This is a genomic window from Pseudoalteromonas sp. J2K-J979, from assembly GCF_058169715.2.
Genome location: NZ_CM200281.1, coordinates 2,288,801 through 2,303,299, shown reverse-complemented (window position 1 = coordinate 2,303,299; position 14,499 = coordinate 2,288,801). Strand labels below are relative to the sequence as shown.

Annotated in this window: 13 protein-coding genes and 10 tRNA genes; 7 read left to right on the top strand and 16 right to left on the bottom strand. The window is 42.3% G+C overall.

All coding sequences use genetic code 11. The features are described 5' to 3' along the window. The first annotated feature begins 196 nt into the window (after positions 1 to 196). Positions 197 to 1,369 carry an FAD-dependent oxidoreductase gene (locus tag AC3KVK_RS10665; RefSeq protein WP_490313281.1) on the top strand — a complete coding sequence of 391 codons (1,173 nt, stop codon included), beginning with the start codon at positions 197 to 199 and terminating at the stop codon, positions 1,367 to 1,369. A 215-nt stretch (positions 1,370 to 1,584) separates the two neighbouring features. Here AC3KVK_RS10665 and AC3KVK_RS10660 read toward each other — a convergent pair. The 16 genes from AC3KVK_RS10660 to lolB form a co-directional block, all read right to left on the bottom strand. Then, positions 1,585 to 1,659, bottom strand: a tRNA-Gln gene (locus tag AC3KVK_RS10660). Between the two features lie 42 nt (positions 1,660 to 1,701). Then, positions 1,702 to 1,786: transfer RNA gene (locus AC3KVK_RS10655), tRNA-Leu, on the bottom strand. A 41-nt stretch (positions 1,787 to 1,827) separates the two neighbouring features. Next, positions 1,828 to 1,902, bottom strand: a tRNA-Gln gene (locus AC3KVK_RS10650). Between the two features lie 59 nt (positions 1,903 to 1,961). Further along, positions 1,962 to 2,046: transfer RNA gene (locus tag AC3KVK_RS10645), tRNA-Leu, on the bottom strand. A gap of 67 nt (positions 2,047 to 2,113) precedes the next feature. After that, a tRNA-Leu gene (locus AC3KVK_RS10640) sits at positions 2,114 to 2,198 on the bottom strand. Positions 2,199 to 2,239: 41 nt separating this feature from the next. After that, positions 2,240 to 2,314: transfer RNA gene (locus AC3KVK_RS10635), tRNA-Gln, on the bottom strand. Positions 2,315 to 2,352: 38 nt separating this feature from the next. Next, positions 2,353 to 2,429 (bottom strand) — tRNA-Met (locus tag AC3KVK_RS10630). A 30-nt stretch (positions 2,430 to 2,459) separates the two neighbouring features. After that, positions 2,460 to 2,534, bottom strand: a tRNA-Gln gene (locus AC3KVK_RS10625). Between the two features lie 23 nt (positions 2,535 to 2,557). After that, positions 2,558 to 2,642 (bottom strand) — tRNA-Leu (locus tag AC3KVK_RS10620). 30 nt (positions 2,643 to 2,672) lie between these two features. Further along, positions 2,673 to 2,749, bottom strand: a tRNA-Met gene (locus AC3KVK_RS10615). Between the two features lie 463 nt (positions 2,750 to 3,212). After that, the gene (ychF, locus tag AC3KVK_RS10610) at positions 3,213 to 4,304 is read right to left on the bottom strand and encodes a redox-regulated ATPase YchF (protein ID WP_490313706.1); all 1,092 of its coding nucleotides are present in this window, start codon (positions 4,302 to 4,304) and stop codon (positions 3,213 to 3,215) included. Between the two features lie 36 nt (positions 4,305 to 4,340). Then, positions 4,341 to 4,925 carry an aminoacyl-tRNA hydrolase gene (gene pth / locus AC3KVK_RS10605; RefSeq protein ID WP_490313705.1) on the bottom strand — a complete coding sequence of 195 codons (585 nt, stop codon included), beginning with the start codon at positions 4,923 to 4,925 and terminating at the stop codon, positions 4,341 to 4,343. A gap of 16 nt (positions 4,926 to 4,941) precedes the next feature. Next, a complete protein-coding gene (locus AC3KVK_RS10600; protein WP_490313704.1) occupies positions 4,942 to 5,550 on the bottom strand; it encodes a 50S ribosomal protein L25/general stress protein Ctc in 609 nt (202 codons plus the stop codon). A 158-nt stretch (positions 5,551 to 5,708) separates the two neighbouring features. Beyond that, the gene (locus AC3KVK_RS10595; RefSeq protein WP_490313703.1) at positions 5,709 to 6,656 is read right to left on the bottom strand and encodes a ribose-phosphate pyrophosphokinase; all 948 of its coding nucleotides are present in this window, start codon (positions 6,654 to 6,656) and stop codon (positions 5,709 to 5,711) included. A gap of 63 nt (positions 6,657 to 6,719) precedes the next feature. Beyond that, the gene (ispE, locus tag AC3KVK_RS10590; RefSeq protein ID WP_490313702.1) at positions 6,720 to 7,571 is read right to left on the bottom strand and encodes a 4-(cytidine 5'-diphospho)-2-C-methyl-D-erythritol kinase; all 852 of its coding nucleotides are present in this window, start codon (positions 7,569 to 7,571) and stop codon (positions 6,720 to 6,722) included. Further along, on the bottom strand, positions 7,568 to 8,155 hold the full coding sequence (gene lolB / locus AC3KVK_RS10585; RefSeq protein ID WP_490313701.1) for a lipoprotein insertase outer membrane protein LolB: 588 nt from the start codon (positions 8,153 to 8,155) through the stop codon (positions 7,568 to 7,570). Before lolB ends, ispE begins: the two co-directional genes overlap by 4 nt. 85 nt (positions 8,156 to 8,240) lie before the next feature. On the opposite strand from lolB, the gene hemA reads away from it, so the two are divergent. The 6 genes from hemA (at position 8,241) to AC3KVK_RS10555 (ending at position 14,487) form a co-directional block, all read left to right on the top strand. Beyond that, positions 8,241 to 9,497: a glutamyl-tRNA reductase gene (hemA, locus tag AC3KVK_RS10580; protein WP_490313700.1), complete on the top strand. Its 1,257-nt coding sequence runs from the start codon at positions 8,241 to 8,243 to the stop codon at positions 9,495 to 9,497. 8 nt (positions 9,498 to 9,505) lie between these two features. Beyond that, positions 9,506 to 10,591 carry a peptide chain release factor 1 gene (prfA, locus tag AC3KVK_RS10575; protein WP_490313699.1) on the top strand — a complete coding sequence of 362 codons (1,086 nt, stop codon included), beginning with the start codon at positions 9,506 to 9,508 and terminating at the stop codon, positions 10,589 to 10,591. 2 nt (positions 10,592 to 10,593) lie between these two features. After that, positions 10,594 to 11,436: a peptide chain release factor N(5)-glutamine methyltransferase gene (prmC, locus tag AC3KVK_RS10570; protein ID WP_490313698.1), complete on the top strand. Its 843-nt coding sequence runs from the start codon at positions 10,594 to 10,596 to the stop codon at positions 11,434 to 11,436. A gap of 52 nt (positions 11,437 to 11,488) precedes the next feature. Further along, the gene (locus tag AC3KVK_RS10565; protein WP_490313697.1) at positions 11,489 to 13,030 is read left to right on the top strand and encodes a DUF3369 domain-containing protein; all 1,542 of its coding nucleotides are present in this window, start codon (positions 11,489 to 11,491) and stop codon (positions 13,028 to 13,030) included. Between the two features lie 3 nt (positions 13,031 to 13,033). Then, a complete protein-coding gene (locus tag AC3KVK_RS10560) occupies positions 13,034 to 13,411 on the top strand; it encodes a SirB2 family protein (RefSeq protein ID WP_490313696.1) in 378 nt (125 codons plus the stop codon). Between the two features lie 281 nt (positions 13,412 to 13,692). Next, on the top strand, positions 13,693 to 14,487 hold the full coding sequence (locus tag AC3KVK_RS10555; RefSeq protein WP_490313695.1) for a tetratricopeptide repeat protein: 795 nt from the start codon (positions 13,693 to 13,695) through the stop codon (positions 14,485 to 14,487). The last annotated feature ends 12 nt before the right edge of the window (positions 14,488 to 14,499 follow it).

The window sequence follows — 14,499 nt, the reverse complement described above, 5'->3', positions numbered from 1 at the left end:
TTTATAAACCGACCGCTTAAAGGACGCGTATTTTATAACTATCCCAGCCGCTCGCCAAGTATAGATTTACACTAATCAGGTTTGCACAAAGATTAATCGCGGTAAATTATGAAAAAACCACCCAAGTTTCAGCGGAGAAGGTTATTTTTAATTGAATTAAGATACAATAATCCGACTTTAGAAAAAGAGAGTGATTATGAAAAATGAAGTGATCATTGTCGGTGGTGGCATGGTTGGCGCCGCAATGGCAATTAAATTAGCTCAGCAGGGTGCTCGCGTTACGATTGTTGAGCAACGACCCATCGATGCCGAACAGGTATTATCTGATCCTGAAATTGACATTCGCGTTTCGGCCATTAATCGTTTTTCTGAACAGTTATTTTCTCAATTAGGGGCGTGGCAGGTTATTGAATCTCATCGTCATGCGGTTTATCGCCGTCTCGCTGCTTTTGAGTCACAGGCACACACCTTAACTTTTTCGGCGGGTGAGATTAATCAATCGCATTTGGGTCACATCATAGAAAATAAAGTGATTCAAGCAGCCCTTTGGACTCAGTTTCCCAAGTACGATATTACCGTGCACAGCAATTTGGGTGAGCTGATAAGTTTAGATTCTTCAGAGCAATGTGTGACATTAACGTTTGCAAATATGTCACTTAGTGCTGATTTAGTGATTGGAGCCGACGGAGCGCAATCAAAAACCCGTGCTTTAGCAGGGATCGGCGTCACAGGTTGGCAGTATCAACAGTATTGTATGGGCATTTTGATCAAGCTCGATGCTGAGCAACAAGACATTACTTGGCAACAATTTCAATCAACCGGACCGGTGGCATTTTTGCCGCTGCAAGCACCTTACGCTAATTTGATCTGGTATCACCAAGGTGAAACCCTCGACAAGCTCAAACAACTGACCCCAGAGCAATTAAAGCAAGAAATTTTAGCAACTTACCCAGCCCTTGCAGGTGACTTTGAGGTTGTTCGTCAGGCTGTTTTTCCTTTGACACGTCAACATGCCAATCACTACTTTTCTGATCGCGTTGTATTAATTGGTGACAGTGCCCATGCCATTAACCCGTTAGCTGGTCAAGGTGTGAATCTTGGCTTTAAAGATGTGGTTGAATTGGCTAAATGTTTAAATAACCAAGCTGATGTAGGGGCGAGGGCTTGTTTATCTGAGTATCAACGACAGCGAAAGTCAGCCAACTTACTGATGATGAGTGCGATGGATGCCTGTTATTTAGGTTTTTCAAATCAAGTAACAGGGTTGGCATGGATAAGACAGCGCATGTTAGGTCTAGCTAATCGCAGTGGGCCGATAAAAAAGCAAGTCTTAAAATATGCAATGGGTGAAACCGAGACCATAAGCTAAGACAGTCATCCTATATAACCACCCTAAAAATGTTGCCAATGAGCAGCATTTTTTAACGCTAGAATTTGGCTATCAATGAGAAAGACACAAAATCATCAGCTAGGAATTCAGTACAGAAAAGAGATAAAAAGATAAATAGCGTATTAAAAAATTAAATTAATTTAATTTACAAAAAATGGATGGAAAAGAGTAAGGTAATAAATAGAGGTATGAATTGGCTGGGATACCAGGATTTGAACCTGGGAATGGCGAGATCAAAACCCGCTGCCTTACCGCTTGGCGATATCCCAACAACAATGTCATGTTAAATTAACTAAGCTAGTTAGCCAATTTGGTGCGGAGGGAGAGACTCGAACTCTCACACCTTGCGATACTGGAACCTAAATCCAGCGCGTCTACCAATTCCGCCACCCCCGCAGATGGACTTTTTTACTTCGCTTAACGAGTGAAAAGAGAAGTGGCTGGGATACCAGGATTTGAACCTGGGAATGGCGAGATCAAAACCCGCTGCCTTACCGCTTGGCGATATCCCAACAAAAGCATGTAAATAATGTACTTGCATTTACAACAATCAAAGCTTGAACATTCATGTTGGTGCGGAGGGAGAGACTCGAACTCTCACACCTTGCGATACTGGAACCTAAATCCAGCGCGTCTACCAATTCCGCCACCCCCGCAGCATGAATGTGTACAGTGCTTTTAAGGTTATGCAAACCTAGCTATTTTTATTCTAGCTAAAGAATATGGTGCGGAGGGAGAGACTCGAACTCTCACACCTTGCGATACTGGAACCTAAATCCAGCGCGTCTACCAATTCCGCCACCCCCGCAGATGGACTTTTTTACTTCGCTTAACGAGTGAAAAGAGAAGTGGCTGGGATACCAGGATTTGAACCTGGGAATGGCGAGATCAAAACCCGCTGCCTTACCGCTTGGCGATATCCCAACAAAAAGAGTATGCAGTTTACGATGCAAGCGTGAAAATGGTGGCTAAGACGGGATTCGAACCTGTGACCCCATCATTATGAGTGATGTGCTCTAACCAACTGAGCTACTTAGCCATTTTCGGATAGTTTTAATTCACAAGGAATTGGCTGGGATACCAGGATTTGAACCTGGGAATGGCGAGATCAAAACCCGCTGCCTTACCGCTTGGCGATATCCCAACAACTAACCTATTGTAAAGTTTTGGTGCGGAGGGAGAGACTCGAACTCTCACACCTTGCGATACTGGAACCTAAATCCAGCGCGTCTACCAATTCCGCCACCCCCGCAAAACTTTACAATCAGCAATGAAGACAATTTGGTGGCTAAGACGGGATTCGAACCTGTGACCCCATCATTATGAGTGATGTGCTCTAACCAACTGAGCTACTTAGCCATTTAAATTGTGTTTCACATCTTGCTGATGCGGGGCGTATTATGCTGATTACCCCCAAATCCGTCAACACCTTTTTTGCAAAAAAGTAGCTATCACAGTTTGTTTGCAGCATTTTTAAACTAACTGAACAAAAAAGCGCTGATATTTCGCTTTTTCTACGAAATTTCATTATTAAATAATAGGCTTTAGATAGAAAACAGTCTGTTTGATGGGGCTTAAAGTGGCTTAGTTTGAGGTTGTTTTTGGCAATATTTACAAAAATCTAATCGTACATAGGTGAGCGCTTAGTGTACATTGCTAATTTTAACTGCACTTATGGCGTTTTTTTGCGCAAAGGAAGGTCTGAATAGGATTGAAAACAAATTCGATAAAAACAGAAGATTTAAAGTCACGGGCGAGTCATGGCGAAACTCAGGGATAAAAAAACCCGCTCAAGCGGGTTTTTTAAATGAAAGTATTATGCTTACACGTTAAATAAGAAGTTCATGACATCGCCATCTTTAACGATGTAATCTTTCCCTTCTTGACGCATTTTTCCGGCTTCTTTAGCACCGCTTTCACCTTTACACGCTATATAGTCATCAAAACCTATTGTTTGTGCGCGGATAAAGCCTTTTTCGAAATCGGTATGGATCTTACCAGCCGATTGGGGGGCCGTTGCGCCAATTGGAATCGTCCAAGCGCGAACTTCTTTTACACCCGCAGTAAAATAAGTTTGTAACTTCAGTAACTCATATCCACCGCGGATCACACGATTTAAGCCTGGCTCTTCAAGACCTAAATCTTCCATAAACTCAAGCTTATCTTCTTCTTCTAATTCAGAAAGCTCAGCTTCGATAGCTGCACATACAGGGATGACAACGGCATTTTCTGCAGCTGCAATTTCACGTACTTTATCTAAGAAAGGGTTATTCTCAAAACCATCTTCATTGACATTGGCAATGTACATGGTGGGTTTAATTGTTAAAAAATTTACTGTCTTAATTGCAGCAAACTCTTCTTTTGTTAATTCTAACGAACGCAGCGTCAAACCTTCATCAAGGTGAGCTTTTACTTTATCGAGTACTGATAGCTCAAATTTGGCGTCTTTATCACCACTTTTAGCTTTTTTAGCTACACGGTTGACGGCTTTATCTGCCGCATCCATATCAGCGAGTACTAATTCTGTATTGATCGTATCAATATCTTCGGCAGGATCAATCTGACCCGCAACGTGAACAATGTTTTCGTTCTCAAAGCAGCGTACAACATGACCAATCGCGTCAGTTTCACGGATGTTTGCTAAAAACTGGTTTCCAAGGCCTTCACCTTTTGACGCACCTTTAACTAAACCTGCAATATCGACAAATTCCATCGTGGTTGGCAAAATGCGTTGTGGATTCACAATCTCAGCGAGTTGTTGTAAGCGGTTATCTGGAACTGCAACAACACCTGTATTCGGTTCAATTGTACAAAATGGAAAGTTAGCTGCTTCGATTCCAGCATTTGTTAACGCGTTAAAAAGAGTCGATTTGCCAACATTTGGTAGGCCAACGATGCCACATTTAAAACCCATTTTCGGATACCTTTTTAGTAGTTCATCTTGCGTGTCTTACGCTTTAAATGAATGTAATCTGTTTTGTGCTTTTAGCACACCTTCTTTTGCAACGATTTCCATACAACGGACGGCTTCATCAATGGCGGCATCCATCTGTTGTTGTTCAGGTTGAGGCGCTTTACCTAACACCCAGCCTGTGACCAGTTCTTTATGACCTGGATGCCCAACACCAATGCGAAGGCGCATAAATTCCTTATTATTACTCATTTTTGCAATGATATCTTTGAGACCATTATGACCACCGTGGCCGCCACCGCGTTTAAATTTAGCGATACCAGGCGGTAAATCCATTTCGTCATGGGCGACTAATATGTCTTCAACAGGAATTTTAAAGAAATTGGCTAAGCTACTCACTGATTTACCACTTAAGTTCATGTAAGTAGTGGGGATCAGTAGTTTGAACTCTTGGCCTTGGATGATAATCTTACCCGTTAAACCGTGGTATTTTGGATCGTGCTTTAAGATACAGTTATAACGTGCTGCGAGTTCTTCAATAAACCAAGCACCTGCATTATGGCGAGTTTTTGCGTATTCGGGGCCTGGATTTGCCAGGCCCACAAGCATTTGAATCGAATTCAAGGTGCTAACACCTTAATTATTCAGCAGCTTCTTCTTCTTCCGCAGCATTACCTTTAGGAGCGTTAAGAGTCACAACAGCTTGGTCATGATCAGCGCCTTTAGCTAACTCTACAGAAGCAACACCAGTTGGAAGAGCAACGTCAGATAGGTGTAAAGTCGCACCTAATTCTAATGCAGCTACATCAACTTCAACAAACTCAGGAAGGTTAGCTGGTAAACACGTGATTTCGATTTCTGAAATGTGGTGAGCAACAGTAGCACCTAGTTTAGTTGCAATCGCTTCGTTGATGAAGTGAACTGGAACTTTAGTGTGAATTTTTTGGTTAGCATCAACACGTTGTAAGTCTAAGTGAGTAACCATAGGCTTGAACGGGTGACGTTGCATATCTTTAAGGATAGCTTCAACTTTCTCGCCACCGATGTTTAAAGTAAGGATATGCGTGTAAAAACCTTCGTCTTCTTGCGCTTTGATTACTGCTTTGTGTGCTAATACTAGAGAAACCGCTTCTTTGTCTGCACCGTAAAGGATAGCTGGTACTTTACCTTCACGACGTAGGCGGCGGCTCGCACCTGTACCTAGTTCAACACGAAGTTCGGCATCTAATGTATAAGTATTGTTAGACATAATGTCTCCAATTAATATTTAAAATAAAAGTGGATACCCTTTGCGACCAAAGGTATCACCTAAAAAAGGCGCGTAATATTACCACTACTGTTGTACAAAAGAAATAACAGATACAAAAAAAGCGCTGCAAGGCAGCGCTTTTTTAAGCGAGTTTGAACTTAGTGTTCAAACATCGCCGAAATAGACTCTTCGTTACTAATACGACGAATCGTTTCAGCCAGCATGTCGGCTAAAGTCAGTACTTTCACTTTATCAAGCGCTTTGATTTCATCTGATAATGGCACTGAATCAGTCACGATTACTTGATCAATCACTGAATTACGAATGTTCTCAGCAGCATTGCCCGATAAAATTGGGTGAGTTGCATAAGCAAATACACGTTTAGCACCATGCTCTTTTAGCGCTTCAGCGGCTTTACAGAGTGTGCCACCGGTATCGATCATGTCGTCAACGATGACACAATCACGGCCTTCCACATCACCAATGATATGCATTACTTGAGAAACGTTAGCACGAGGGCGACGTTTATCGATAATGGCTAGGTCAGTATCATTAAGCAATTTTGCGATGGCACGGGCACGAACAACACCACCGATGTCAGGAGAGACCACGACAACATCTGTAAAGTTCTTTGCTTTCATGTCGTCAAGTAACACAGGGCTACCGAAAACATTATCAACAGGAACATCAAAGAAACCTTGAATTTGTTCTGCGTGCAAATCAACCGTAAGAACACGGTCAACGCCAACACTTGAAAGGAAATCAGCAACGACTTTAGCTGTGATTGGAACCCTGGCTGAACGAACACGACGATCTTGACGTGAATAACCAAAGTATGGAATCACAGCAGTGATACGACCTGCTGAAGCACGGCGTAAGGCGTCAACCATTACGATGAGTTCCATTAGGTTATCATTTGTAGGTGCACACGTAGATTGGATGATGAATACATCCGAGCCACGTACATTCTCATTAATTTGAACACTGATTTCGCCGTCGCTAAAACGACCAACTTCGGCATCACCTAATTCAATATATAAACGCTTAGCAACTTTTTGAGCGAGCTCAGGTGTTGCATTACCAGCGAAGAGCTTCATGTCCGGCACGGTAGGTTTCCTCAGGCACTGAATTTTGGGTTAGATCGGAGTCATAGTATAACACCGAAATAACTAGAGTAAGTTTAGTTTAGCGTTTAGCTCCAAATGTGCTGGAGACAGATTGACGCTTTGGGCAACAAATCCTTGCCAATGTGCTGGCAAGGCATTGAGCGCTTTTAATGCGTCGGCTTCTTCGGCAAAAGAAGCAAAACAGCAAGCACCTGTGCCTGTCATTCTTGACGGCGCGTATTCTAACAACCACAGTAGGGTCTTTTCAACCTCGGGAGCAAGCTTTTTCACCAGAGATTCACAATCATTATACAATTTAGCTGATTGCCAAGGACCGGATAATTTAGGTGTATCCCTTGGTAACTCAGGGTGAGTGAAGATCGCTTGGGTTGAGATATGCACATTGGGATGAACAACTAAATACCATGTAGGTGAGAGCTCGACAGGCTCAAGTTGTTCACCGATACCATGCGCAATTGCAGCAAAACCTCTTACGAATACCGGCACATCGGCACCGAGCGATAAGCCAATTTCAGCTAATTGATCCAATGTGTAATCACATTGCCATAAATGGTTCAGTGCCAGCAACGTTGTGGCCGCATCAGACGAGCCCCCACCAACGCCGCCTCCCATTGGCAACCGTTTGGTTAAGTGGATATCGACGCCTAATAAAGTACCACTTTGCTTCTTTAAGGCATTCGCGGCTTTGACAATTAAATTATCACTATTTGCAAGGGTTTGATTATCGCAACTTAAGCGGACTTGATGGTTATCATTGAGCGTAAATTCCAGTCGGTCACCGTAATTTAAAAATACAAACAAGGTTTCTAGCTCATGATAACCATCTTCTCGGCGACCATTGATGTGGAGAAACAAATTAAGTTTTGCAGGGGCGATGAGTGAAAGAGTGGTCATGAATTAAACTGCCAAGAATAAATTTGAATTTTTACTTTAATGGATTGATGACTTAGGGTGAGTTTATTGGGTACCCACAGGCCATCGACTAATTGGAAATGCTGATAGTCAATATGCCACATTTGACCAAACTGATTAATCACAGAGCCTTTAGTGGCACGTCCAAGTTGGTCAAGTTCACTATTACTTTGATGTTGTACGCCTTTTAACCAGTTAGGAGCGTTATCGATGGGCAGCATCATCCCTGTTAATTGATACAATAATTGCTGAGCGTTATCCGCCTGATGTTCTTCGCCTTTCATTAACAGAGTGGCATGATTGTCAAATTGTTCAAGAGTGAGTACATGACTACCAATAAAGGTTGTAAGTGCTAATTTGCTCGAGATGTCTTGATTATGCCAATTGAAATTTACCGACTGGCGTTTTTCAGGGCTAATAAAGGCTAATTTTCCCGCAACTTGCCACTGGCTTTGTTGTTCTAATCGGGACTTCCAATCAGGGTGTGGGGCAGTTAATGGTGTTTTTTGACTCGCACAACCACTAATGAATAAAAAAAAGATGATAAAAATCAAATGTAATCGCATCTATTTACGTTCCTTACTTTCCTTATTCGCTTGATTTTCGTAAAATTATTCGCTTTCATACTCGGTTAGGCGATTTTTTGGCACTATGACTATAGTTGCACTCGGCATAAATCATAAAACAGCTCCAGTTGAATTACGTGAAAAAGTCGCGTTTTCTTCAGAGCAGTTAAGCGTTGCACAGCAACAATTACAGCAAGCCAATTTAGTTTTGGAGTCTGTGATTGTGTCTACCTGCAATCGAACCGAAATCTATTGTAGCCTTGAGGGCTCAGATACCCAAACACTATTAAGCTGGTTGGCGAAATTCCATCAACTTGATGCTGTTGAATTAAGTAAACACATTTATTGTTATCGCGAAGATGACGCCATTAATCATTTAATGCGTGTTGCGTGTGGGCTGGATTCTTTAGTCTTAGGTGAGCCGCAAATTCTTGGGCAAATTAAACAAGCGTACACCAGCGCGAAATCGTTTAAAGCTGTGGATGTGATCCTTGAGCGTTTATTTCAAAAAACCTTTGCGGTCGCCAAACAAGTGAGAACAGAAACTGAGATTGGCGCAAGTGCAGTGTCTGTCGCCTATGCCGCGGTGAGTTTGGCCAAACACATCTACGGAAAATTAGATAAAACCAATGTCTTATTAATTGGCGCGGGAGAAACAATAGAGCTGGTGGCGCGTCATTTACATCAAAATGGCTCTGCGCGTATGACCGTTGCGAATCGCACTGTTTCGAGAGCACAAAACCTAGCCGATGAATTTGCCGCGCACGTCATTTCGCTTGCCCAAGTTCCCGAGCAGTTAGTTAAATCAGATATCGTGATTAGCTCAACAGCCAGTACGCTACCGATTATTGGTAAAGGCGTGGTGGAGCAAGCGCTGAAAGCGCGTCGTTATAAACCCATGTTATTTATTGATATTGCTGTACCTCGCGATATCGAAAGCCAAGTGTCAGAATTAGATGATGCATATTTGTATACAGTTGATGACTTACAAGCAATAGTCAGCGAAAATATGGCATCAAGAGAAAAAGCGGCCGAAGAAGCACAAGCAATCATTACTGAACGAGTTGATGAGTTCAGGTTGTGGTTAAATTCGCTTGGCTCTGTTGATGTAATTAAGCTATATCGTGACGAAACCGAAACGATCAAACAACACTTATTACAAAAAGCACAGCAACAATTGTTAGCTGGTAAACCAGCCGAAAAAGTATTGCTAGAATTTGCCAATAAATTTAGCAATCGCATGATGCATGCACCAACCAAAGCAATCAAAGAAGCCGCAGAAGCGGGGGAATTGTCTGAGTTGGCGCAGTTGAGAAAAATTTTAGGTATTGAACCCCAATAGGCAAATAAATGAAAGAATCCGTTTATCGCAAGTTAGAAACGCTGGTAGAGCGTTATGAAGAAGTCCAAGCGTTACTGAGTGATCCCAGTGTGATTAGCGACCAAGATCGTTTTCGTGCCTTATCAAAAGAATACTCTGAGCTTGAAGATGTCACCAAAGCGTTTAATGCGTACCGTCAAGCAGAAGAAGATGTTGAAACAGCAGAAGAAATGCTAAAAGACAGCGATCCTGAAATTCGCGAAATGGCGCAAGAAGAATTTAAAGCAGCCAAAGCGCAGATAGAAATATTAGAAGATGACTTACAAGTCCTCATGCTGCCAAAAGATCCAAAAGATGATAATAATGTTTATTTAGAAGTACGTGCGGGCACGGGGGGTGATGAAGCCGCTATTTTTGCCGGTGATTTGTTCCGTATGTACAGCCGTTTCGCTGAAATTCAAAAGTGGAAAGTTGAAATTGTCAGTGCCAATGAAGGTGAACATGGAGGCTACCGTGAAGTCATTGCCAATATCGTGGGTAATGGCGTATATGGAAAACTAAAATTTGAATCAGGCGCTCACCGTGTACAACGTGTACCAGAGACAGAGTCTCAGGGCCGTGTGCATACCTCGGCTTGTACCGTTGCTGTTATGCCTGAAATCCCAGAAGCCGAAGCAATCGAAATTAATGCTGCCGATATTAAAGTTGATACTTTTCGTGCTTCAGGAGCCGGTGGTCAGCACGTTAATAAAACGGATTCAGCTATTCGTATTACCCATATTCCAACCGGAGTGGTTGTAGAGTGTCAGGATGAGCGTTCGCAGCATAAAAACCGTGCTAAAGCGATGTCAGTTTTGGCATCACGGTTACAACAAGCTGAAGATGAAAAGCGCCAAGCAGAAGAAGCAACTCAGCGCCGTAATTTAGTGGGCAGTGGTGATCGTTCTGAGCGTATACGTACTTATAACTACCCACAAGGTCGAATTACGGATCACCGTATCAATCTTACACTATACAAGTTAAACGAAATTGTTGGGGGTGATCTTGCGCCTATTATTGACCCGCTGGTACAAGAGCATCAAGCCGATTTATTGGCTGCAATGAGCGACGATTAATCGTGCCCCTTAACATTGAACAAGCATTAGCCCAAGCGGCTAATGCATTTAGCTCAATGAGTGATACAGCCAAACTCGACGCACAAGTTCTTTTGCTCGATATTCTCGATAAACCGCGTAGTTTTCTCTTCACTTGGCCTGATAAATATTTATCAAATGAGCAGCAACAGCGATTTGATGCCTATCTAGAGAGGCGATTATCAGGAGAGCCCGTTGCCCATATTATTGGCTACCGTGAGTTTTGGAGTCTTAAACTCAAAGTGACTCCTGACACGCTTATCCCACGGCCTGATACAGAAACCTTAGTTGAAGCCGCTTTAAGCTTACCTGTAAATGAGGCAGCAAAAGTCCTCGACTTAGGCACTGGCACCGGCGCGATTGCACTTGCGTTAGCCTCAGAGCACCCATCTTGGCAAGTCGTGGGTTGTGATCGTATTGATGCAGCAGTCTCCTTAGCAATAACAAATCAACGCAATTTAGCGATTAAAAATGCTCGGTTTGTTCAAAGTAATTGGTTCAGTGCTTTGATTGGTCAACAATATGATCTCATTGTCTCTAATCCACCGTATATAGAACAAGATGACCCGCATTTAGCACAAGGTGATGTACGCTTTGAGCCATTATCTGCCTTAGTGGCACCTCAAGATGGTTTAGCTGATATCAACACCATTATTGCCGATGCACGAGATCACTTAATTGATGGCGGCTACTTATTGATAGAGCATGGTTATAAGCAAGCGCAACAAGTAAGTGCAATCTTTACAAAAATGGCATATAAAGAGATTACAACTATCAAAGATCTGGGCGGCAATGATCGCGTCACCCTAGCGAAGTGGCACACTTAGGTCTATGATATTTAATGAAACTTAAGCAATAGCAGTTAAATAAGGAAGCACCATGGCCAATGACTTTTTATTTTCTGAAGAGCCCGAGAAGCCCGCTGAGCGAGTCAATCAAGGGTATTGGAAAATTATTATTGTTGATGATGAGCCTGAAGTGCACGCAGTGACCAAGCTTGCTCTGAGCGACTTTGAATTCCAAGATAAAAAACTACAATTTATTAGCGCTTATTCGGGTAAAGAAGCGAAAGAAATAATTGTTCAGCACCCTGACGCGGCCATCGTGCTACTTGATGTCGTGATGGAAACCGATGACGCAGGTTTGAAAGTTGCGCAGTTTATTCGTGAAGACGCAAAAAATTACCATGCCCGCATTATTCTGCGTACAGGGCAGCCAGGGCAAGCGCCTGAGCGTCAAGTCATCGTTAATTATGACATTAACGATTATAAATCCAAAACAGAACTCACGGCCCAAAAACTCTTTACTGTGGTGATGTCTAGTTTACGTTCTTACCGAGATATCCTTTCTATCGAAAAGTCTCGACAAGGCTTAGAAAAAATTATCATCGCATCACGCAATATCTTTTCTGCCCATTCAATGGATAATTTTATTCATGGTGTCATGCAACAGCTGACCTCAATTTTAGGCACCGTTGATGAAGCCATGTATGCGACCTCACTTGTGGCCAGCAACCCCGATGATGCAGAATCAAAATTGGTAGTCTTTGCAGGGCAAGGAGATTTTGAAAAAAGTGAAGGTAAACGAATCGAAGATGTGTTGTCGGGTGAACAACTCGATGCTTGTAAAGAGGCATTAAAAAAACAAACCATTGTTTATAAAGATAATTACTTGTTTGCTTTTTGTTCGAGCCGTTGTAATCATAATTCGATGCTCTATGTCTCAGGGATCCCCAAGCAGCTCAATAATGTGCATAAAAATCTCATTGAAATTTTTGCCCAAAATGTACAAGTTGCTTACGAAAATGTCCAGTTGCAATCTGAAATTGAAGACACACAACGAGAAATCGTCTACCGATTAAGTGAAGCGGTAGAGCAGCGTTCTGAAGAAACCGGCAATCACGTGAAGCGTGTGTCGCTCATCTCATACGAATTGGCCTGTGATTATGGCTTAGCTGAAGCAGATGCTGAAACCCTAAAACATGCCGCACCATTGCATGATGTAGGCAAAATTGGTATTTCAGACACTATTTTACACAAACCTGCTAGCTTAGATGAGCAAGAGTGGCAAGTGATGCAATCTCATGCACTCAAAGGACATGAGATTCTGAAAGATTCTCGACGTTCAATTATTCAAGCTGGGGCGTTGTTAGCCCGTGACCATCACGAAAAATGGGATGGCTCAGGTTATCCTGAAGGTAAAAGTGGTGAGCAAATACATATTTTTGGTCGCATTGTCGCCTTAGCTGATGTGTACGATGCACTGCGACATCAGCGTTGTTATAAATCGGCTTGGTCATTAGATAAAGTTGTCGAAGAAATTACCGCACAACGAGGCCGTCACTTTGAACCCAAATTGGTCGATATTTTCTTAGCTAATATAGACAAATATGAGCATATCCTAACGGTTTACCCTGACTAACTTATGGTTGATTACGCAAATGCCAAGCTTTTGCATTTAAGTTTGCTTAGCTTAAGTGTCGGGCTTTTTTACTTGCGTGCATTTGCGCGGATCTTCTCCCTGAAAATAGCTGGTAATAAGCGTATTTATATATTTAGCCACAGTGTCGATACTGGTTTACTACTCAGTGGCTTATATCTGATTTCTCTCACGCAATGGAACCCACTGAGTCATCCATGGTTAGCTGAAAAGCTCAGTTGGCTTCTTGTCTATATTGGGGTCGGTTTCGTATTAGCAAAACAAACGCACGCCTCGCGGCAATATCTCTTCCTTGCTGTATCGACAGGGTGCTTAGGGATGATTGCTTATTTAGCTTTGACCAAAAATGCAATTTTTTTGTGATTGAACAACACAGTAGCGAACCTTAAAAATGATCATTTCGCCTTTTTTAAGAATAAGGCAACTCTGAAGGTGTGATTTTGTAGTTGATATATATCAATGAGTTAATTTTCTAGCTATTAATGAAATATGAATAATCCCGCGATCAGATTTCCTCGATTGAACATGTGAGAAAACTTAAAGCTGGAAAAAAGCTGATTTTATGCTACCTAGGGGTGAAAGGCGCCAGTAAAGAAGGTAAACTGGCAGCCATTTTATGAATTATTTAGAGTTAATCGAGATTCATGTCAGATATTTGGTCAGATGAGCACGAAGATGAATATCTCACGCCTATCTATAGTTGTTTGAAAGTAGAGCATCATTGGCAAGCCGATTTTGATCTAACTGCGAGCCTCAATACGCTCGATGCCCTTGTTGTACAAGCGAATGCTGTTAGTCAAAGTTTCCCTAATACAGATGAAGCACTCAATGGGGTCGTTGATTTATTTTATGGCGAATGGGCGTTTAGTGGCACCAATCAAGCTATTGCAGAGAGCAAACTTAATACAATTTCTTATACTTTAGGGTATCGCACAGGGAGTAGCTTTGCATTAGCGATGATCCTCAATTACGTATTAACAGAAACGGGCTTTGCATCTGAAATAGTGGTCGAAGATGGCGAACTAGTGATCCACGTATTGTGTAGTGAGCAAGAAGGATACTTTGTTGATCCCGTCTCGGGGCACCAAACATGGTATGTAAAACCTGAAAACGGCAGCGAAGAAGACACCAGTGATTATTTTCAGCATATTCCACCAGATGATTTAATTAAACTGTTTGTGGGCCATCAAAAGTGGGCGTTTATTAGTGAAAAACGTTATGCTGATGCACTTAATTGTGTTGAGTTCCTGATGGAATTAATTGGAGATGATCCGTATGAGCGGCGCGATCGTGGTTATTTATTGCGCCAGCTCGACTGTCATAACATTGCACGGGATGACTTTGAGTTTTTTGTCAGTGAATGCCCAGATGATCCGGCCACTGAGCTTATCCAACATCAATTAGAAGAAATGGAATACCAGCATAATACGCTGCACTAAAATAATAATGAG

What these genes read in the sequence shown, in the direction of transcription:
- AC3KVK_RS10665 (WP_490313281.1), top strand. Translation starts at nt 197, where the DNA reads ATGAAAAATGAAGTGATCATTGTCGGTGGTGGCATGGTTGGCGCCGCA.
- ychF (WP_490313706.1), bottom strand. Translation starts at nt 4,304, where the DNA reads ATGGGTTTTAAATGTGGCATCGTTGGCCTACCAAATGTTGGCAAATCG.
- AC3KVK_RS10600 (WP_490313704.1), bottom strand. Translation starts at nt 5,550, where the DNA reads ATGTCTAACAATACTTATACATTAGATGCCGAACTTCGTGTTGAACTA.
- ispE (WP_490313702.1), bottom strand. Translation starts at nt 7,571, where the DNA reads ATGACCACTCTTTCACTCATCGCCCCTGCAAAACTTAATTTGTTTCTC.
- lolB (WP_490313701.1), bottom strand. Translation starts at nt 8,155, where the DNA reads ATGCGATTACATTTGATTTTTATCATCTTTTTTTTATTCATTAGTGGT.
- hemA (WP_490313700.1), top strand. Translation starts at nt 8,241, where the DNA reads ATGACTATAGTTGCACTCGGCATAAATCATAAAACAGCTCCAGTTGAA.
- prfA (WP_490313699.1), top strand. Translation starts at nt 9,506, where the DNA reads ATGAAAGAATCCGTTTATCGCAAGTTAGAAACGCTGGTAGAGCGTTAT.
- AC3KVK_RS10565 (WP_490313697.1), top strand. Translation starts at nt 11,489, where the DNA reads ATGGCCAATGACTTTTTATTTTCTGAAGAGCCCGAGAAGCCCGCTGAG.
- AC3KVK_RS10560 (WP_490313696.1), top strand. Translation starts at nt 13,034, where the DNA reads ATGGTTGATTACGCAAATGCCAAGCTTTTGCATTTAAGTTTGCTTAGC.
- AC3KVK_RS10555 (WP_490313695.1), top strand. Translation starts at nt 13,693, where the DNA reads ATGTCAGATATTTGGTCAGATGAGCACGAAGATGAATATCTCACGCCT.